Annotated in this window: 17 protein-coding genes; 2 read left to right on the top strand and 15 right to left on the bottom strand. The window is 65.5% G+C overall.

Features of this window, described 5'->3' with window-relative positions; translation table 11 throughout:
- The 4 genes from QXK92_RS19220 to QXK92_RS19235 are packed head-to-tail and all read right to left on the bottom strand — an operon-like array spanning position 1 to position 4,032.
- Complete coding sequence (locus tag QXK92_RS19220) at positions 1-1,023, bottom strand: 2Fe-2S iron-sulfur cluster-binding protein (RefSeq protein WP_306243844.1); 1,023 nt, start codon at positions 1,021-1,023, stop codon at positions 1-3.
- 47 nt (positions 1,024-1,070) lie between these two features.
- On the bottom strand, positions 1,071-1,385 hold the full coding sequence (locus tag QXK92_RS19225; RefSeq protein WP_306243846.1) for an MmoB/DmpM family protein: 315 nt from the start codon (positions 1,383-1,385) through the stop codon (positions 1,071-1,073).
- The gene (locus tag QXK92_RS19230) at positions 1,382-2,494 is read right to left on the bottom strand and encodes a monooxygenase (protein WP_306243848.1); all 1,113 of its coding nucleotides are present in this window, start codon (positions 2,492-2,494) and stop codon (positions 1,382-1,384) included. The genes QXK92_RS19225 and QXK92_RS19230 overlap by 4 nt, the downstream gene beginning before the upstream one ends.
- Complete coding sequence (locus QXK92_RS19235) at positions 2,494-4,032, bottom strand: aromatic/alkene/methane monooxygenase hydroxylase/oxygenase subunit alpha (RefSeq protein ID WP_306243851.1); 1,539 nt, start codon at positions 4,030-4,032, stop codon at positions 2,494-2,496. The genes QXK92_RS19230 and QXK92_RS19235 overlap by 1 nt, the downstream gene beginning before the upstream one ends.
- A 234-nt stretch (positions 4,033-4,266) precedes the next feature.
- Between QXK92_RS19235 and QXK92_RS19240 the strand changes: the two genes are divergently transcribed.
- On the top strand, positions 4,267-4,848 hold the full coding sequence (locus QXK92_RS19240) for a response regulator transcription factor (RefSeq protein WP_306244538.1): 582 nt from the start codon (positions 4,267-4,269) through the stop codon (positions 4,846-4,848).
- Here QXK92_RS19240 and QXK92_RS19245 read toward each other — a convergent pair.
- On the bottom strand, positions 4,820-5,965 hold the full coding sequence (locus QXK92_RS19245) for a GAF domain-containing protein (protein ID WP_306243852.1): 1,146 nt from the start codon (positions 5,963-5,965) through the stop codon (positions 4,820-4,822). The genes QXK92_RS19240 and QXK92_RS19245 overlap by 29 nt on opposite strands.
- A gap of 74 nt (positions 5,966-6,039) precedes the next feature.
- Complete coding sequence (locus QXK92_RS19250) at positions 6,040-7,539, bottom strand: aldehyde dehydrogenase family protein (protein WP_306243854.1); 1,500 nt, start codon at positions 7,537-7,539, stop codon at positions 6,040-6,042.
- A 206-nt stretch (positions 7,540-7,745) separates the two neighbouring features.
- Between QXK92_RS19250 and QXK92_RS19255 the strand changes: the two genes are divergently transcribed.
- Positions 7,746-9,377 carry a sigma-54-dependent Fis family transcriptional regulator gene (locus tag QXK92_RS19255; RefSeq protein ID WP_306243856.1) on the top strand — a complete coding sequence of 544 codons (1,632 nt, stop codon included), beginning with the start codon at positions 7,746-7,748 and terminating at the stop codon, positions 9,375-9,377.
- A 123-nt stretch (positions 9,378-9,500) separates the two neighbouring features.
- Here QXK92_RS19255 and QXK92_RS19260 read toward each other — a convergent pair whose 3' ends face one another.
- The 9 genes from QXK92_RS19260 to QXK92_RS19300 all read right to left on the bottom strand — a co-directional run bounded on the left by QXK92_RS19260 (position 9,501) and on the right by QXK92_RS19300 (position 18,236).
- Positions 9,501-10,235, bottom strand: a complete 735-nt coding sequence (locus QXK92_RS19260) for a helix-turn-helix domain-containing protein (protein ID WP_306243858.1) — start codon at positions 10,233-10,235, stop codon at positions 9,501-9,503.
- Between the two features lie 318 nt (positions 10,236-10,553).
- Positions 10,554-11,666, bottom strand: coding sequence for an NDMA-dependent alcohol dehydrogenase (locus QXK92_RS19265; RefSeq protein WP_306243860.1), 1,113 nt, complete (start codon positions 11,664-11,666; stop codon positions 10,554-10,556).
- Positions 11,667-11,771: 105 nt separating this feature from the next.
- Positions 11,772-12,530 carry an evbL gene (locus QXK92_RS19270; protein WP_306243862.1) on the bottom strand — a complete coding sequence of 253 codons (759 nt, stop codon included), beginning with the start codon at positions 12,528-12,530 and terminating at the stop codon, positions 11,772-11,774.
- Positions 12,531-12,549: 19 nt separating this feature from the next.
- Complete coding sequence (locus QXK92_RS19275; protein ID WP_306243864.1) at positions 12,550-14,142, bottom strand: hypothetical protein; 1,593 nt, start codon at positions 14,140-14,142, stop codon at positions 12,550-12,552.
- A 9-nt stretch (positions 14,143-14,151) separates the two neighbouring features.
- Positions 14,152-14,745, bottom strand: coding sequence for a mammalian cell entry protein (locus QXK92_RS19280; RefSeq protein WP_306243866.1), 594 nt, complete (start codon positions 14,743-14,745; stop codon positions 14,152-14,154).
- The gene (locus QXK92_RS19285; protein ID WP_306243868.1) at positions 14,712-15,266 is read right to left on the bottom strand and encodes a mammalian cell entry protein; all 555 of its coding nucleotides are present in this window, start codon (positions 15,264-15,266) and stop codon (positions 14,712-14,714) included. The genes QXK92_RS19280 and QXK92_RS19285 overlap by 34 nt, the downstream gene beginning before the upstream one ends.
- Positions 15,263-16,192, bottom strand: a complete 930-nt coding sequence (locus QXK92_RS19290; protein WP_306243869.1) for an RDD family protein — start codon at positions 16,190-16,192, stop codon at positions 15,263-15,265. The genes QXK92_RS19285 and QXK92_RS19290 overlap by 4 nt, the downstream gene beginning before the upstream one ends.
- Positions 16,189-16,716: an Mce protein gene (locus tag QXK92_RS19295; protein ID WP_306243871.1), complete on the bottom strand. Its 528-nt coding sequence runs from the start codon at positions 16,714-16,716 to the stop codon at positions 16,189-16,191. Before QXK92_RS19295 ends, QXK92_RS19290 begins: the two co-directional genes overlap by 4 nt.
- Positions 16,686-18,236: an MCE family protein gene (locus tag QXK92_RS19300; RefSeq protein WP_306243874.1), complete on the bottom strand. Its 1,551-nt coding sequence runs from the start codon at positions 18,234-18,236 to the stop codon at positions 16,686-16,688. Before QXK92_RS19300 ends, QXK92_RS19295 begins: the two co-directional genes overlap by 31 nt.
- Between the last annotated feature and the right edge of the window lie 2 nt (positions 18,237-18,238).

The raw sequence follows: 18,238 nt of genomic DNA on the forward strand, positions 1-18,238 counted from the left end.
CTAGGCGGTCACCGAAATGGAGTCGACCGCCGAGTAGAACTTGTCAGCATGAATTCTGTTGTTGGGCAGGCCCTTCAGCTCCAACAGCTGCCCGACCGTGTCACACATCTGCGGCATCCCGCACAGGTAGGCGTCGTATCCGGATGCGTCGGCGATGTCGGCCGCGATGACGAGGGTCACCCGGCCCGGTCGGGCGCGGGGCACGCCGTCGGTGTCGCCGCGGGTGAGGCAGGGGATGAAGGTGAAGTCCGGCAGCCGCCGCGCCAGTTCCTCGATGGTGTCGAGATACACGAGATCGTCCGCGGTCGCGGCACCGTAGTAGAAGCGGATGGGTACGGCCACTGCGCGTTCGGCGGCCTCGGCAAGCATCGACAGGATCGGCGAGATTCCCGAGCCGACGGCCGCCGCGATCACCGGACGATTCGTGTCGCGCAGGAACATGGTCCCGAACGGTGCCTCCAGTTCCAATTCGGTTCCTGCCGTGAGCTCGTCGAGCCGACCGCTGAACAGGCCGCCGTCAATGCGCGTGATACAGAACGTCAGTTCGCCGGCCAAGCTGGGCGGGCTCAGCATGGAATAGGAACGGCGCTCCCCGGCGGCGTTCACCGTGAACTCGGCGTATTGACCGGCCCGGAAGCTCAGCGGGTGGTCCAGTTGGACCCGTAGTTCGTCCAGCTTAGGGTTCAGGGACCGGCGGCTCAGGACAACCGCGGAGCGCGTTGAGGGCGGCTCGAGTTCCGGCAATTGCTCGAGGTCGTCGTAATTGTCGATTTCGATCACCAGATCGGATTTCGCTCTGGTGCAACATAATAAGATGGCACCGTCCTGACGTTCGTCCCGCGGGATCGCATACACCGAAGCCGCCGAATCGTCGACGTCGCCGTCGACGAGCCAGTGTTTGCACGACGAGCACTTGCCGTGTCGGCAGCCGTACTGCAGGTTGATGCCGTGGCGCAGCGCCGCTGACAGAATGTCTTCGTGTGCCTTGACGGGGAACTCAACCCCGGTCGGTTCCAACGTCACCCGAAAAGCTGGACTTCCTTCTGCACTCACTGTTCCTCTGAGCTCAATCAGAATACGGGCGGGGACAGTTGTGACATCTCCGTCGTGACGACGAAGGCGTCATCTTCTACGTGGGCGCGTCCGTAGTAGCTGGTCATGCTGACGAGAAAGCGCGACATCGGCATCGGGCGTCCGAGATAGTCCGACACCTCATCCAGTGGGATACGGATGGTGCCTTCGGTCTCGAACAGCAGGAAGGTCCCACGATCTTGGACCCGAATATCGGGGCACTGCTCCTTGACGTATTCCCAGGTAGCCTGCGCCTCATCGCTTTTCATCAGGACCAGGCCGACGGTGGTGCGTTCGGCGTTCGCGGTGCTCATGCGTGGACCCCCTGGGGAATCTGCAGACCCGCCCGCTCGAGCAGGTCGCGACAATTATGCAGCACACGTTGGCGTGCCTGTTCCCGCCGCGCGGCGCCGGCCGGTACGGAGTCGAACAACGGCAGGAAGGCGTCGACGGCGGCGATCGCATCCGGATACCACGAATTCACCCATGCCTGAAGAGTTTCCCGGTTCTGCGCGGCCGGCACCTGCCGCCCCGCGCGGTCGGTGTCGGACGTCAGCAGTCGCACCAGCTGCAGTGCCATCTCCTTGCTACGGGCCCGCCCGATCTCATTGGTCATCTCGATCACCGGGGTGACGACGTCACCGTGCAGCGGCGCCAGCCGGCGGAAGAACTCGCTGCCGACCAGCGCGGCGTAGAGCGGTTCGACGACCAGGTTGGTGATCAGCAGCATCTCCCCCCAGTCCGTCACCGCCATCAGCCGCTCGACCAGCCTGCGGGCCGGTTGGCACACCGGGTCTTCCAGCCAGGTCCGATTGCCGGCGCCCTCGGCGTAGTCGGCGATCTGCTCGTGCAGATCCAGGCTGTAGAGGGCGATGTCCTGCTGGTGGCGCAGCCGATCCATCGCACTGAACGTGGAGGCCACCGACAGGGTGTCGGACAAGGCTTCCCGGGTCACGAATGCATGCGCACGGAACATGCCCCACTCGAACGACGCCAGTGCCTCGTAGTGGTGTGCCAGCACGTCGTACCAGCCGGGCGTGATGTCGAGGAACGAGCCGTCGGCCTTGGCCGCGGTGATGGCATTCGCGATCGCCCGCTCGTGCTGTGCCTGCTGCTTGATGTACGGCCGCTGCCACATGTTCGACGGGTCACGGAACTCGAACCAGTTCGGATGCACCAGCTTTGTCGAGGAGGCTTCCTGAGTTCCTTTGCCGTCCGGCCGTAGCAGCAACCACCCGCCGACATCGAACTGGCCGAGGTCGGGTTGGGCGTTACAGATGACCGCCTCGTATTCGGTGAGGCGGCGCCTGGCGGGCCGGATGTAGGTGAGCTCGCGCGGCGAGTAGAAACCCTCTGCGGTGCTTTCCATGTCCACCCCGTCCGAGGTCAGGGTCTCGGCGTGCGGACCTGCGACGGTAGTCATCAGATCTCCGTAAATGCTTCGGCGGGAAGGGACTTCAGCGGGTCCTGGATGACGATCCCGGTCCGGCGGATGTCGTCGATGGTCCATAGCCAGCGCTCGTCGGTGTGCACGTGCGGCTGCCCCATCAGCGTCCGGCCGTCCGAGCGGAGCAGGCCGGACTCCTCGATGTACCGCGCCAGCTCCATGCCGTCGTAGACCTCCCACCATGTCTCGCCCTGATACCGCTCCGGTCCATGGCGGAAAATGTCCTGGCAACCGCCCGAGCAGAAAGCATGGCGCTGGCCGGCGCTGTCGACCGAGAGCCGGATGTCGTTGATGTCAGGTCGCGGCATCACGGCCGGCATATGGCACACGCGGCACAACGGCGGCATCGACGGGAACAACTCGAGTGCCAGATGCCCTTGCCTGGGGTCGGCCATTTCCCGGTACGCGGTCCAGAATGCGCTGTAATGGGTTTCCCAGCCCGGGTACTTCTGCTCCAGCCATTCGAAGTCTTCTTCGACCATGTAGTCCGACCGCCACGCGTGCACGGGCCAGAGGGCCGCCGAGACCATTGCCGCGGTGTGCCCACCCCATTCCACGTGGCGCTTCGCGTCGTGAACCCGGGGCGGCATCCGCAGGCCGAAGGGTTCCAGGCGCTCGATGTAGGCGCCGGCCCAGTCCTCCCAGATCCACTGGTCCCAATATTCCTTGTAGGACTTCATTCTGACTTTGGAGAAGTAGTCGTAGATGGCCCCTTCGAAGGGGTCGAGGAACGCGTGCTGTCGCCAGAAGGCGTCCTCGAAGTCTTGCTGCAGCATCGGCAGGTTGTCCGGCTCGGTCAGCACCGCGGCCAGCGTCGAGTAGCCGTTGGCCATGTGCCGCGCTTCGTCAGACTGCACGGACAGAAACACCGACGGCGTGGCCTGATCACCGTTGGCTGCAGCCAATTCCGTCAGCGCGACGAACAGCGGATTGGTGTAGGCGGTCTCCGCGACCACTTGCAGATTCAGCGCATTGGCTATCGGATCGTTGTTCATGAACGATTCGAAGCAGGCACGCCCGGCGCGCCCGATCGGGTCGCGAGCGCGCATCTGGAAACCGGAATTGAATCCCGCCGGATCCGGCGCGTGCTTGGCGAAGTAGCGCATCAGGTACGCCTCCTGATTGACGTGGCGAACCTCGTCGATCATCTGGGCCAGATAGCCTTGGCGCAATTCCGGATTGGACACCGTATCGACCAGCATGGCCGTGCATTTCATCGCCGCGTACTCGCCGTAGTCAACGATGGCCAGGACCGGCTTCATCACTTCCATCATCCGCGGTTCGGCCTTGGAGGAGTTGTTCATTCGGCTCAAGGCGTCTTCCAGCGCCCCGTACTGCCGGTCGTCTTTCTCTTCCTCCATGCTGACGTACTCGCGCACCAAGGTGCGGAACGGGTCCTTGGTCTTGGGCGGGATCTTGTATCTGGTCGGGTATATGGCGTCGCGGTGAAAGTAGCTCGGCTCCCAATCGAACGACTTGATCTTTTCATGCTGATGTTGAATGGAAACTGACACCTTTGCACATCCCTTTCTTCACGGATGAGAGCCGCTGACGCAGCGAGCGATTGGGCTAAATATGGCATGTGGCATCGGCGTGCAGTACCTCCGTTTGGAGGTAATCGTTGGCCTTAATTGCAGACAAGGACAAGAGGCCGGAGTACCTTGCGTGACATGACCAAAGACCCTCAGAGCGGGGGCGGGGCGCCCGGTGGTCTCGCCGGGGGCGAGCCGGTGCGCCGGGCACGGGTGATGGTGATCGATGACCACCCGATCGTGCACCTGGGTGTCGAGCGACTGGTGGAGCGCGAACCCGATCTGGAGATGCGCAAAGGCGCCTCCACCGGAGCCGAAGGTGGCGTGGTCGTCGTCCGCGAGAAGCCGGACGTCGTCTTGCTGGACCTGCACCTGCCGGACATGGCGTTACCGGAAGCGGCGGCGACGGTGCGGCGGGCGCGGCCCGGCGTCAAGTTGGTGCTCTTCACCGGCGACACCCGGCCGACCGTCGCGCAGATCGCCGCGCTGGTCGGGGTGGATGGGATTGTGCACAAGGAGAACGCGTGTGCGGTGCTGGTCACCGCGATCCGCGAGGCGCTCGCCGGCCGGCGCTACCTGGACCCGGTGCTGCAGGCCGGAAATCAGCTGGTCCTGTCGCGACGTGAATATCAGGTCCTGAAGCATCTAGCCATGGGAGAGAGCAACTCTCAGATCGCCGAGCAACTCGGACTGGCCAACAACACCGTGAAGTCCTACGTGCAGTCGCTGCTCGTCCACCTCGATGCGCGCAACCGCCTCGACGCGGTGATCAAGGCGCAGAACGCGGGAATGCTGTAGCCGCGGGGACCCATGCGCGCATCGTTCCTCCGCCACCTTCGTTCTTGACGAACTGCAGCCGGCCACCCGCCCTGGCGACGCGCTCGGCGACCGTGCGAAGACCGAGTCCCCGTTCATCGCCGGTGCTCACCAGATCCGGCGACGAACCGTCGTCGGCGACCGTCAGCCCCAACCCGCCCTCGGCGGGATACAGGCTGATCACCACCGACCGCGCGTTGGCGTGCTTCTCGATGTTCAGCAGCGCCTCGCGGACCGCCAGACGCAGTACCTCGGCGCGCGAGGTCTGCAGCAGCGGCAGGTCACCGAGCACCACCAGCGCTGCCTGCACGCCGGTGCGTTCGGTGAAGTCTCGGCAGTCGCCGTCGAGTGCCACCGCCAGCGCTTTGTCCTCCGGCGGCTTGTGCAGCGACAATGATTGCGCGCGAAGCTCTTTGGCGGCCCGTTCGGCGAGGTCCAGCGCGTCGGCGAGCAGCTCCGCGGCGAGCGGGTCGGCGACTAGACCCTGCGCGGACGTCATGGTGGCGCGCAGGCTGAACAGCGTGGCGCCGACGGAGTCATGCAGCTCGACGGCAAGCCGCTGGCGGTCGCTGTAGACGGCCACATCGACCATCTCGCGGGCACTCTCGGCGACCTCCATCGCCACGGCCGTCTGACGTGCGAGCGCCAGTAACTCGGACCGTTCGCTGTCGCTCCACTCCACGGCGGTACGCCGTGCCGCGTACAAGAGCCCGTACAGGCGGTGTGCCCGCGTGATCGGGGCGGCCATCATCGACCGCAGGCCTTCGGCGCGAACGGGTTCGTCGAAGTCATGACTGATGGCCTGGCTCGTGCAGTAGTCGCCGACGGCCACGGTGCGCCGCAGCACGGTGGCCTGGCCGCCGAGTCCCTCCTCGGGTCCGATCGCGAGGCCGTTCAGTGCCTGCGTTCGCCCGCCGATGACGGCCTTGATCACCATCGTGTCATCGTCGCCGGTGCGCACCGCACCGCAGGCCACGTCCGCGCTCAGGGTTCGGTGCACCACTTCGGCGGCCTGCCGCAGGGCCGCGGTGCTGTCGAGCAGCGACAGCACGGCGGTGAACTCCGGCCTCAATCCTCCCAACGGCGGCAACTTCTCCAAGGCCTACCCTCCGCGCCCTGCTGAGATGGCGCTTCGTCCACACTAGCCGCGCGAGGCCAGGTGTTCAGCCGGCGTCACAGGGCAATGTTGACCGACTTGCATTCGGTGTACATCTCGACCGCGGTAGAGCCCAGCTCGCGGCCCCACCCGGACTGCTTATAACCGCCGAATGGGAGCGCGGTATCGAACGCATTGTGGCAATTCACCCACACCGTGCCGGCCTTGATGGCGGCGGCGGTCAGGTGTGCCTTCGACACATCTCGCGTCCATACACTCGCCGCCAGGCCGTAGGGAGTGTCGTTGGCCGCCTTGGCGACACCTTCGACGGCATTGAACGGAGTGGCGACAGCGACCGGGCCGAATATCTCTTCCCGATACACGCTGAATCGACTGTCCACGTCCACCAGCAGCGTCGGCTCGTAGAAGTAGCCGCGCGAACCGTGGCGTCGTCCCCCGGTCAGCGGCCGGGCGCCGTCGCGCAACCCCTGATCGATGTAGCCGCTCACCCGGTTGAGCTGCGCGTCGGAAACCAGCGGGCCGAGCTGCGTGGTGGGATCCAGCCCCGGACCGATCTTGGCGCCCGCGGCGTATTCCGCCACCGCGACCGTGAAGTCGTCGAAGATCGAATCCTCGACCAGCAGCCGCGTTCCGGCGGTGCAGGTCTGACCGGAGTTGAGCAGGAATCCTTCGGCAGTGCCGGCGACGGCGTGATTGAGATCCGCGTCGGCGTAGACGACCTGCGGGCTCTTGCCGCCGAGCTCGAGGGAGACCTTCTTGAGGTTGCCCTGGGCTGCCGCGACGATCTGCCTGCCCACTTCGGTGGATCCGGTGAACGCGACTTTGTCGACGTCGGGATGGGCCGCAATCGCGGCGCCGGCCTCGCCGTAGCCGGGAATCACGTTCAACACGCCCGGGGGCAGACCCACCTCGGCCGCGATCTCGGCGAGCATCAGCGCGGTGAGCGGAGTCTGCTCGGCCGGCTTGAGGACCACGGTGTTGCCGCAAGCCAGTGCGACGGGCACCTTGAACGCCGCCATCAACAGCGGGTAATTCCACGGGATGATCTGGCCGCAAACGCCGATCGGCTCGCGCAGCGTGTAGGAGTGCCATCGCCCGTCGGGAACCCACGGGACCGAGACACCCACGGTGCGGCCTTCAATCTTGGTCGCCCACCCGCCGTAGTAGTAGAACAGTTCGGCGACCCAGGCCATGTCGACGGCTTCGGCGATGGCCACCGATTTGCCGTTGTCCAGCGACTCCACCTGGGCCAGTACCGGCGCCCGTTCGACGAGCCGGTCGGCGATCTTGAACAGCACTCGCTGCCGCTGCGCGGGAGTGAAACGCCGCCACGGCCCGTCCTCGAACGCGGTACGCGCGGCGCGCACCGCACGGTCGACATCCGCCGCGCGCCCCCGGGCCACCGAGGCCAGGACCTCGCCATCGGCGGGATTGAGCGTGTCGAAGGTCTCGCCCGCCAGCGCGTCGACCCATTGCCCGTCGATGAAGAGTTTCTTCGGCGAAGCGAGAAACTCCGCAACTTCGGGTAGAACGCTGAAACTGAGTGTTGCGGTCATGACACACCTTTCCAGAGATTGACGGCAGCCGCCGAGAGCGCTGCCCGGCTGATCTGCTGACCCCCATCATGGCGTCGGCGGCGCACACGGCCTGTGCGGATTCTGGACAGCGTGGGCCGCTGGCACCTCCAAACGGAGGTACCCGCAACTGCACCGGCGGTGTACTAAACAGGGGACCGCACCGAACGGAGGTTTCCCGGCGCCGCATGTCTCTACAGCTGGACGAGGTGGATCTGAGACCAGAGATTGCCCTGGCCTGGCGCCGCGCTGCGCTGACCGGTCTGCAACCCGGGATGGATGTCCGCGAGTCCTCGGTCAGCGACGTCGACCGGCGTAGCCGGTTGGCGGTCGCGGCATTTCCGGTGCTGGACAACATGATCGCCGAACTCACCGACACCCGGTTCTCCGTTGTGCTGGCCGACAGCACCTCGCGGATCGTCGACCGGCGGCTGGGACAGCAGGGGCTCGACAAGGCGCTCGACCGCGTGCTCGCCATCCCCGGGTTGCAGTACCTGGAGGAGTACACCGGGACGAACGCGATCGCCACCGCCTACGAGCTGCAGAGGCCGATCGCGGTGACCGGGCAGGAGCACTACCTGGAAGCCCTCCGCGGCTTCTGTTGCTACGGTGCGCCGATCATCCATCCGCTGACCAGACGACTGGAGGGCGTGCTGGACATCTCCGGACCGGTTCAGGACGCCACGCCCCTGCTCGGCCCCTTCCTGAAACGATCGGTCGGCGATATCCAGCGGCGTCTGCTCGAGGGCGCGCGGCTGGCGGAACAACGGCTGCTCGCCGCATTCCAGACCCACGTGCGCGGTAAGTCACACGCCGTCGTCGTGTTGGGCGAAGACATCGTGCTGACAAACCCCGTCGCGAACGACCTCATCCACAACAGCGACCTGGCTACGCTTCGCCACCTCGCCGGCGCGGTTTGCCGGCCAAATCCGTTGTTACAAAAGATCACACTGTCATCCGGTTCTCTGGTCCTCGTCAGTGCCGAAGCGGTACCCGACTCTCCGGGCGGCTTTATCTTCGACATCAGCCCCGTCGAGCCCAAATCGGGCACCGGCTCGTCCCGGCCACGGCAATCCCGCACGGCGCACGAGGACGCCGACCTACCCCGCCTGGTGTTGGTGCTCGGTGAACCCGGCACCGGCCGCACCACCACCGGTGTCGCGCTGGCCGGCACCGACGCGGCGATCGTCGATGCCGCTCTGGCATACGGTGACGACGACGAGTGGCTGCGCACGGCGATCGCGGCCGTCACCGCTACGGGCCCGACGCTGATCGACAATATCCACATGCTGGCCCCCCGCCTGGCAGCCCGGTTGGCGCCCGCGGTGCGGGCGGCGCCTGGCCGGGTGGTGATGACGAGTTCACCACTAGCCGAACTCGGTGCCGAACAGGTTGCGCTGGCCGCCGAGGCGCTGGACCGGCACGAACTGCGGCCCGTCCGGACCTATCAACACGACTTCATCACTCTGGCCAATTCAGTTCTGCGAGAGCAGGATCTGGAAACGACGCTGGCCATAGCACCGTCAGCGCTGCGGGTCCTGGCTGCGCAACCCTGGCCGGGTAATATTCGTGAGCTGACCGCTGTGCTCAAATACGCGGCCCGGGAACGCACCTGCGGTGACATCATCGTCGCCGACCTGCCACCGGCGTATCGGGTTGCACCCACCCGCCCGCTGACACTGATGGAAGCCGCTGAGCGCGAGGCGATTCTGACTGCGCTGCGCACCACCGAGAACAACAAGGTGACGGCCGCGGCCAAGCTCGGGATCAGCCGGACCACCCTGTACGACCGCCTGAAGCGTTACCACATCGCCGACTGAATCCACGCCACGATCGCCGCGTACGCCCGCTCGTTGTGTGGTTGGCGGATATTTCTGACTTCCTCTGGCTGCAGAGTCGCTGACTGTGGCTACACCACCGCTGACTGGCGGCACTTTACAACGCTATTGCCAACTACGCCTTGAAACATGCAAACGGCCCGCGATAAGTGGTCGGCGCCGGTCGCCCGGGCGCAATCGCTTGAGCGCGTGCTCGTGTAGCTCGGGATCGTTGTCGATTCGCTCGCCGAGCGTGATGGCCGCTGCCGGATCATCGGTTTGCAATGCCGCCTCTCGAACCGCAACCTCTAATCGATTGCGCCAGTCGATGATTCCCGGAGCATCCGACTTGGGAAGCAACGGGCCCCGATAACGCTCGGTGGCCGCGACGATGTCGCCCGATCGCAACAGTTCGAGCACTCCCACCGCGTCGCAACACACCTCGCGCGTCAGCATGTAACGATGTGCCGCGATACCGCCGCCGATCATTCGCCGCAGCCGCGACATCTCTGCCTTCAGTGTCGACATCGACACGGGCCGGTCGCCGTAGAGTTCGAGACTCAGCTCAGCCGGGGTGTAACCGTCGGGGCGCAGCGTCAGTAGGGCCAGAATTTCCGCCTGCCGCGGGCTCAGATGGACGCAGGCGTCACCGACCCGGAGCGCGGACCGGCCGAGGCAGCTGAACGACACGTTACGACTCTCCGTAGGATCGCTGCCTGTGGTATTGCCTTGGCGCAGCAGGATTTTTACAGCCGGTCGCCACATGGTCGCACCACCGCAGGTCCACAGCAGGTTGTCCGACTCGTCCCTGACCTCCACCACGAATCCGGCGTCCGCAATGCGGCGGATCTCACCGGACAACCGGTTGATGGGATGTCGCAGAGGCGAATCGAGCCAGCCGTCGGTGCACGTCCCCGGGGGTGGCCCGACGGGTGGGACCACCTCGCGTGGCTGAGCCAGCGCAGTAACCATGTGGCCTCGTTCTCATCCGTGCCGTTGTCGACAGACGACGGTCAAGCCACTATCTTCGCGGTGGCTCGACACCACACAGTGTCCAAATTCTGGACACTCCTCACATCACGTCCCGGTCAAACCCGGCGTTGGTGCAAAGCGACTCGGCGACAACATCTCTCGGCGCGAAGCGCTGCCTTTGTCTGCGATCTCGGGCGCTCGACCGGGTCAATGGGCATGGATCACCACACCCCGGATGTTTCTGCCCTCACGCAGGTCCTCGTAGCCCTCATTCACCTGATCGAGGGTGTACGTCCGGGTGATCAGCTCATCCAGCTTCAACTGGCCGGCCTCGTAGAGACGCAGCAACTTCACGATGTCGTACTGCGGATTGGCGGAACCGAACAGCGTGCCCTTGATCGTCTTCTCGAACAACGTCATCAGTCCGCCAGACACCTGAACCGTCAGCTTCTCCGGGTTGGCCAGCCCGGTGATCACCACCGTGCCACCCTTGCCGATGACGTTGAAGGCGTCGGTGACCACCTTTTCGTCGACCGTGCCGACGGTGATGATGGCCTGGTCCGCCATCTGGCCCCAGGTCAGCTCGGACACCTTCTCGGCAGCTTCCTCCGCGGTGGCGAACACGTGCGTAGCACCGAACTTTGTCGCGGTCCGGCGTTTGAACTCCACCGGATCGACCGCGATCACATGCTTCGCTCCGGCCTGCCGTGCGCCCTGCAGGGAGTTGACGCCCAGGCCGCCGATCCCGTACACCACGGTCGTGTCGCCGGCACGGACCGCGCCCGCGTAGGTGGCGCTCCCCCACCCGGTCGGTACCCCGCAGCCCACCACCACAGCCGTCGCCAGCGGGAGCCAGTCGTCCACCTTCACCACGGAGTGTTCCGAAATCGTCGCCCGCTCCGCGAATGTGCCAAGCATGCACATCCCCCCGAAATCTGTGTCGCCCATGTGGAATCGGAACGACCCGTCCGGCATACAGCCCTCCAGAATCGTCGCTCCCATATCGCACAGGTTGGATCGACCGGTCGCGCAGTAACGACAGCGCCCACAGTTCGGAATGAAGCTACACACCACATGGTCTCCGGGTTTGACCTTGGTCACGCCGGGACCGACGTCCTCGATGATTCCGGCGCCTTCGTGCCCGCCGACGATCGGGAATCGGGGAACCAGGTCACCATCGGTGAGATGTAGATCGGAATGACAAAGACCCGCCGCCACATATTTGATCAGGACCTCACCCGGGCCGGGGCCATCAAGGTCGAGTTCGACGACCTCGAACGGCTTGCCACCCGCGAACAGCACCGCTGCCTTGGTCTTCATGATCGGCTCCTTACCCTCAGTCGCGCCGCGTGAGACTCAAGGACATGATCCGACGGAGTCACCCCGCTGAGTGTCCAATATCCGCACATCGGTTCGGTGCGTGGTTCATCCCGGCACGCTCGCTGTCAGTGCGGTAAGAACGGCGTCGCTCAGCCGGGCGAGTTCTTCGGCCTCGTCGGGGCTGAGGGCGGTAGCGAACAGTTCAGCCATCCTGGCGTTGGTCGCCTGTTCGACCTCGGCGTAGCGGTCCTTCTTGTCGGCACCGTCGGCGAACGGCTCGGGCCAGCCGAACATCGTGGTGTATTCGTGGCCCTTGTTCAGCATGTGCGCTTCGACGGGATGGATTCCAGAAATGGTGAGTGCGTTGAAATGCACGCCGCCACGCAGCTCGCGCAAAACGAACATCACCTGCAGCACTCGCGCCGGATCGTCAGGGGCAAGTGGCATCCTGCGCCATCCGGCATACAGTGGCAGCCCCGCGTCCGGTGCCACCCCGATGATCCGCTCGCCCAAAGCGGCAAGGCGGCCCAGCCCGTCGACACCGGCCAGGTGCCTGCGCGCGAAACCGGCGACCTGATCCCAGTAGAGCGCGGCGGCGTCGGCGGCGCCGCGGACCGCGACGCCCTCCTCCCACAGCCTGCCCAGAAAGTCCGGCTCGAAGGCCACGAACACCGAACTGACCGTTCCGGCCGTAGCGCCGCCTAGCACACCGCCACGCCCGGCGACGTAGCCCGCGAAGGGGTTCTGGTAGCCGGCGGCGCCACTTTCGGCGAAGGTTTCCGGATGCAGCATGAATGCTGCGACCGCCTGTTCGATAGGTGTGCCCGCCTTTCGGACGGCGTTCGCCATTCGGTTGTCGCTCACTGTGTTTCCCTCCTTGGACTCAACCCACCCTGATCGGGGCCGGCATCTCGGACCGCTCGGACGGCTCGGACGGCATTTCCGGCGCGCTCTCCGGTTCGCGTTGTCTCCGAAACTGATTCCTGGTCATCCGGCCCAGTACAAGGCCGTAGACGACGACCAGGACACCGACCGCGGTGAGTAGCGGCGCGAACACGGTCAACGGCGGCCAGTTGGTGTCGACGATGACGTAATCCTGCTGCTGGCGTTCGAGTCCGGGGATGACATCGTCGCGGAAATAGTCCCTGATGGCCGGAACATTGCGGGCCGGTGTGCCGTCGAAGCGGGTCAGCTTGTCGGTGCCGGGCACCTGCTTCCAGCCGTCGGTGACCAGGCGCAGGTTGGTCATCAGTTGGTAGACCTTGGGGAACTTGGCGTGCAGCGTCTGCCACAGCTGATCGGCGGTGGTCTTCGATGCGGCAGCGACGTCGTCGACCAACCGCCAGGCGTCGGCGACAGACGCCGAGAATGGCACCCCGTCCAGCAGCTTGGCCGTGTGGGGGAAGTCCAACGCCACCAGGTCGCGCACGTCCTGGGAGGGAATGCCGACCTTCTTCGCCACGTAGTCAACCAGTTTCGGGTATTCCTCGGTGACGCCCCCGTCGGCCAGCACCGCCGGTCCCAGGGAATCGACGAAGATCGAGATGAACTCGATTCCCGCGCGATCTCCCTGAATGCGGTCCAAGGCGAACATCGGACGGGTGTCGTTTAGCAGTGCCTGTCCACCGATGAGCCGGGGAAACAGGTTGAGCCCCAGCACCAGTCCCACTATGGCGACGCCGACCACCGGCACGACGGCCCAGGCGAACCTGAAAGGGTTGTGTGGCACTCCTTTTCGGGTCGCTATCACCATGGTGGTGCCGAAGAGGATCACCACGATTCCCAATGCCAGCAAGAGCGGTGCCAGGAAGGCCACACCGCCGCGGGTGCCCAGCGGCCGGAAGTTGGCTTGTTGGCGTTCCACTGGCGCCACCAACTCCTGACTGAAGTAGTCCCGTAGTTGCGGCATGGTGCGCACCGGTGTTCCGTTGAAGCGGGTCAAATTCTCGGTGCCCGGAATGGCGCTCCAGCCGGCGGTCAGCTGGGGCAGGTTCACGGTGACCTGATAGATCTTCGGATAGTCGGTTTGCAACAGGTGAGTCACCTGGTCGGGCGTCAGGAACAACACGGTGCCCAGGTAGTGGACCAGCTTCGGAATCTCCGCGCCGACCTCCGAAAGCGGCAGTGAGGTCAAGAACCCGTTGATGTACGGATAGTCCTTGCGCAGCATCGCTTCGACGGCGCCGCTGGACCGTCCGGTCTGCTGACCGATGAAGTCGATCAGCTTGGGCACCTCGGCCGCCGCGCCGTCCCAGTACATCATCGCGTCGCCGGTATTGGTTGCCGCAGAGACCATTTCGATGCCACCGCGGTCACCCGTGACCCGATCGGCGGGAAATGCCGGGTTCAGGTCGTCGACCATGCCCTGTGCAGCGGTCAACCGCGGAAACAGCTGCCACCACACCACCAGGATGACCACGATCACCCCGAGCACGGTGACGCCGGCCCATGCCATCGGTAGTTTGCCGTGCCGCATTCGCACTCCTCAGAGCTTCGGTGTCAGGTCCATGAAGCTGATCGTTGTCATGTCGGTCACCCACCACCGCGAACCCTGCTGATGCAGTGACAGGCGGTAGGCGACATATTTCAGCGACGGGACGTTCTGGGTCAGCGGGCTGATCGCCGTGGTGTTGGTCAAGACGAGCGCCACCGCGCGCGTGCCGTTCAGCGATTCCACCGCCGTCCCAACGACGTTGGTCTTGTCGGTGATCTGCGCTTGCTTGTTCGGCATCACCGCCGCTTCGAGTAGCTTTCGATACTGCTCGTGCAGATCGGCGCTGAGGTATTCACCCGCCCGTTGCGGCAACGTGCCGATCGTGTCGGGCGTATAGGTCCACAGTTCGGTGACCGCCGCCGCGGCGACGCGCGCGACCTCCCTCTTGGCCGCCACGGAGGCCCGGTCGGCCAGATACGGCTGCAACGCGGCACCAGTGAACACCGCCGAGGCAACGAACAATCCTGCCGCCACCGCGACCAAACCAGGCAGCCAGGAGCCGAAACGCATTCGCGCCCAACGTGTTCGTGGGGTGTCCGCGGCCACGTCGGTCAGATGGTCGGGGTCAGTTTGCTTATTCTCCACCGATACGCCTCCTGCCTGGCCGTGACCACCCATCGGTTCCCTCGTTCGATCTGCAGTTTCCCGTCCGGGGATCGCGACGTGAACTTCGTCATCACCAGCACGTCGACGCTGCCGTCGTCGTGCCATCTGGACACACCGACCTCGAGGACGGTGCCGGTGGCCGGCTCGGCCCGGGCCACCTGGATCAGGATCTGGTTTTGGTGTTGCCGGTACTCCTGCGCGAACTCCCCTGTGGCCTGAGCCAAGACGCGGTCTGTGTAGTCGTTGGCGTGAAATGGGTCCGGTGAGGTGAATTCGGTCATGAACGAGCGCACGTAGGCCAGCACCGAGGCATCTCTGATCGATGCATGCCGTTGTGCTTCATGGTTATTCAGATCCACTGCACACACGGTGATCGCTGCGGCGGCGAGGGCGCCGGCCAGGGCTGCCAGCAGCGGCAGGGCCAGGAGCCGCACTCGGCGCGGCGGCGCGGCGCTGAAGAGCGGCCGCTCGTCGGGTGCAATCTTGCGGAGCGGACTCATGACGTCGCCCCGACCGTCTGGAAGTCGGCCACCACGGCCAGGTCGTCGACCCGCCAACCCGCCGCGCCCGACTTGACGAAGGTCGCCCGCACCGAGGCCGCGATGTAGCGCTGGCCCGGGGGGACACCACGTCGGCCCTGCAGGAACACCAACATCGTGGCGCGGTCCGGTGCCGCGTTGAGAACGGAACTTTCGGTCACCCAGTACTCATTGGGCTGCGGCCCGAACTTCAGCGCCGCCTGCTGCATGGCGCCGAGTTGCTCGCGGTACTTGTCACTGGCCAACGATCGGGCGTGGTCGAAGTCACCCTGAATGGTTTCGGGCCGGTAGCTCAGCATCTGGACCACCAACTGCGGGCCCTGTGCCGAAATCTGCGTAACCGCCTCCGCAGTCGCCCGAACCTGCTGGCCCACGACGGTGTAGCTGATCGCGGCCATAAGCCCACATAACGCTGCGGCGCTCGATATCACCGCGGCGGCGGCGCGACGCCAATCGCGACCTCCACCGCCGTTTCGGCGGGACTCGCTGCCTACCAACAGGTCTGCGAAGGTGCGCTGCCGCGCATCCGACAGTGGCCAGACCCACCCGATGAACACCGGGACGGTGTCTACCGTGTGCGCCAGGTCGCGCAGCACCAGTCTCCAAGGTCCAAGGGATGCACCGTGGTGGTGCACGACCGCAATGCCGAAGGCACCACGTCCCACACTGTGCCCTTTGATGACCGGCAGCAGGAAGCGATTGAAGGCAGTCCACAGGATCGCGGCGGCTCCGATGCCGACGCCGATCCACCACCACGAGCTGCGCAGTGGCACCGACAGTGCTAGCAGCACGGAGGTGGCCAGCACCGCCGCGCCCGGCAGCACGTCCACCGTCAGCGCCCCGGCGCGTGCCAGCCAGGACGCTAAATCGTCTGCCGCACGGGTCATTTGGCTACCTGGTCGAGTTGGGAGATCTTGTACTGCCCGTCGCGGCGCACCATCGTCACCCGTATCCGGTAACTGTTCTCACGGTCGGGCATCCCTTGCTGCGAAATGGTGGCCCGGAAGACCACCAGCGCGACGATCGACCCGTCGTCGTTGGTTCGCTCCACCGCCGCGTCCATCTCGGGCAGTCGGACGTGCATGTTCTGGGCTTGGTACGCCTCGGTCAGAATCGCGCTGTACCAGCCGGCCTGGGTCCCGAAAGCGCCCGTGGCGCAATCGTCGAGCTTGTGCTGGCTGGCGGGGAGAGCGGTGACGTCGACCGGCTGCGTTGCTGCGACACAATCCTTGGCGGCCGCGAGGGCCGCCGCGTCAGCCACGGCGCCGGCCTCATGATCGCGATGGGCGCGCAGCGCGAGGTAGCCGGCGACCGTAGTGGCACCGGCCAGCACGGTGAGGAGCACCGCGGTGGCGGCCAGCAGTCTGCGCCGGCGGCCGGTCAGCCGGCCGGGGCCAGCATCTGTTTCCATCCGTCGTCTCCTGTGATCGCGTTCTGGACGGAGTACCGCACGCCGTCGGGTGCGGTGATGTCCCCGGCTTGACCGAGGGTCGGGACCAGCGGCGGAATCGGGTTGTAGCTACAGGGATTCGGCTGCTGACCGTTGCAGGTCACCGAGCCCGTGCCGGGTCGCGTCAGGGGGTCGCTGATGGGTGGCGGGGTGCCCATCACCGGCAGCCTGTCGGCAGGTGCCGGATTCAGCCCGGTGTCGATCGTCGGCGCCGGGACCACCAGGCCCGGTTTGACCGGCTGATCGCAGCGAGCGCCGGGCGCCGGACAGGTCAGAATCTGATTGGGGTCGCCGTACCAGGGATTGGTGCCGAGCGGCTCATAGGGCTTGTTGCCGTGGCAATCGACGGGATTGGCGGCCCGGCGGCTCTCGTCGTCGGTGCACGGGATGTTACGCGCGCCGCGTACGGCGTTGCCCGCCGTCTCCTGCGGGATCCTGCAGTAAGTCCCGGACGGAAGCGGCGCGATGCTGGTGTCGGCCGGTGACCGCCACTGCGGCGCGGGAAGGAATCCCGTCAGACACGGCGGCGGCTGGTTGATCGCCAGTCCCAGATCGATGTGGGCTTCTCCCGGGAACGCCAGCGTCGTCGTCTGGGCGACGGCATCGACCTGGGGCAACAGGGCCAGTACCTGCTCGACGCCCTTGTGGTAGCGCACCAGCAGACCGGTGATGATTTCCAGGTTGCCCAGTGTCTGCGGCAGCGAATCACGCAGTCCGCCAACAGCTTCGGTGCCGGCATCCAATGTCGGTGGCGCATCGGACAGTACGCGTCTGAGTTGGGGATCGGTGTGAGCGGTCTGGATCGCCACCAGGTTGAGGTTGTGCACCCAGCGCCTGATGTCCGCGCCCGAGGCGGCCTGGCTGTCCAGCAGTGGCACCGAGTTGTTGATGATCGCGTTGATGTCCGCCGAGTTCGCCGCGAAGTCGCCGGCCAGTGCCTGGGTGGAATCGACCAGCCGGTGCAGCGCCGGACCGAGACCTCCGACGGCGTGCGATGTTTCGTCGAGCAGTGCGGAAATCTTGTCCCTCGGCAGTGCCGCCAAGCCGCGCTCGACCGCGTCGAGTGCGGCCCCGATCTCGGCCGGAACCGTGCCCCGGGTGATGGTCTGACCCGGTGACAGAAACTTGTCTGATCTGCCCGCCGACACCAGATCCAGGTACTGCTCGCCGACCGCCGAAACCGAATGCACATTGGCGGTCGCGTCGACCGGGATGTGGTACCGGTCCTGGATGCTCATCGTGACCTCGACGCCGGTCTTGGTCGGCTTGACGGCGGTCACCTTGCCGATGGTGGCGCCGCGGTAGGTCACGTTGGCCGTGCGATACAGCCCGCCCGAGGTGGGCAGGTCGGCTTTCAGCGTGTATTGGCCGACCCCAACCAGAGACGGCAGGTGCAGGTAGTACAACCCCAGCACTGCCAGCGTGATGACCGTCAGGACGGTGAACACGACGAGTTGCTTCTTGGCGAACTGGGTGACCATCG

The sequence above is a fragment of the Mycobacterium sp. TY815 genome, assembly GCF_030755135.1.
Classification (GTDB): domain Bacteria; phylum Actinomycetota; class Actinomycetes; order Mycobacteriales; family Mycobacteriaceae; genus Mycobacterium.

What these genes read in the sequence shown, in the direction of transcription:
- QXK92_RS19225 (WP_306243846.1), bottom strand. Translation starts at nt 1,385, where the DNA reads ATGAGCACCGCGAACGCCGAACGCACCACCGTCGGCCTGGTCCTGATG.
- QXK92_RS19230 (WP_306243848.1), bottom strand. Translation starts at nt 2,494, where the DNA reads ATGACTACCGTCGCAGGTCCGCACGCCGAGACCCTGACCTCGGACGGG.
- QXK92_RS19240 (WP_306244538.1), top strand. Translation starts at nt 4,267, where the DNA reads ATGGTGATCGATGACCACCCGATCGTGCACCTGGGTGTCGAGCGACTG.
- QXK92_RS19250 (WP_306243854.1), bottom strand. Translation starts at nt 7,539, where the DNA reads ATGACCGCAACACTCAGTTTCAGCGTTCTACCCGAAGTTGCGGAGTTT.
- QXK92_RS19255 (WP_306243856.1), top strand. Translation starts at nt 7,746, where the DNA reads ATGTCTCTACAGCTGGACGAGGTGGATCTGAGACCAGAGATTGCCCTG.
- QXK92_RS19265 (WP_306243860.1), bottom strand. Translation starts at nt 11,666, where the DNA reads ATGAAGACCAAGGCAGCGGTGCTGTTCGCGGGTGGCAAGCCGTTCGAG.
- QXK92_RS19275 (WP_306243864.1), bottom strand. Translation starts at nt 14,142, where the DNA reads ATGCGGCACGGCAAACTACCGATGGCATGGGCCGGCGTCACCGTGCTC.
- QXK92_RS19285 (WP_306243868.1), bottom strand. Translation starts at nt 15,266, where the DNA reads ATGAGTCCGCTCCGCAAGATTGCACCCGACGAGCGGCCGCTCTTCAGC.
- QXK92_RS19290 (WP_306243869.1), bottom strand. Translation starts at nt 16,192, where the DNA reads ATGACCCGTGCGGCAGACGATTTAGCGTCCTGGCTGGCACGCGCCGGG.
- QXK92_RS19295 (WP_306243871.1), bottom strand. Translation starts at nt 16,716, where the DNA reads ATGGAAACAGATGCTGGCCCCGGCCGGCTGACCGGCCGCCGGCGCAGA.
- QXK92_RS19300 (WP_306243874.1), bottom strand. Translation starts at nt 18,236, where the DNA reads ATGGTCACCCAGTTCGCCAAGAAGCAACTCGTCGTGTTCACCGTCCTG.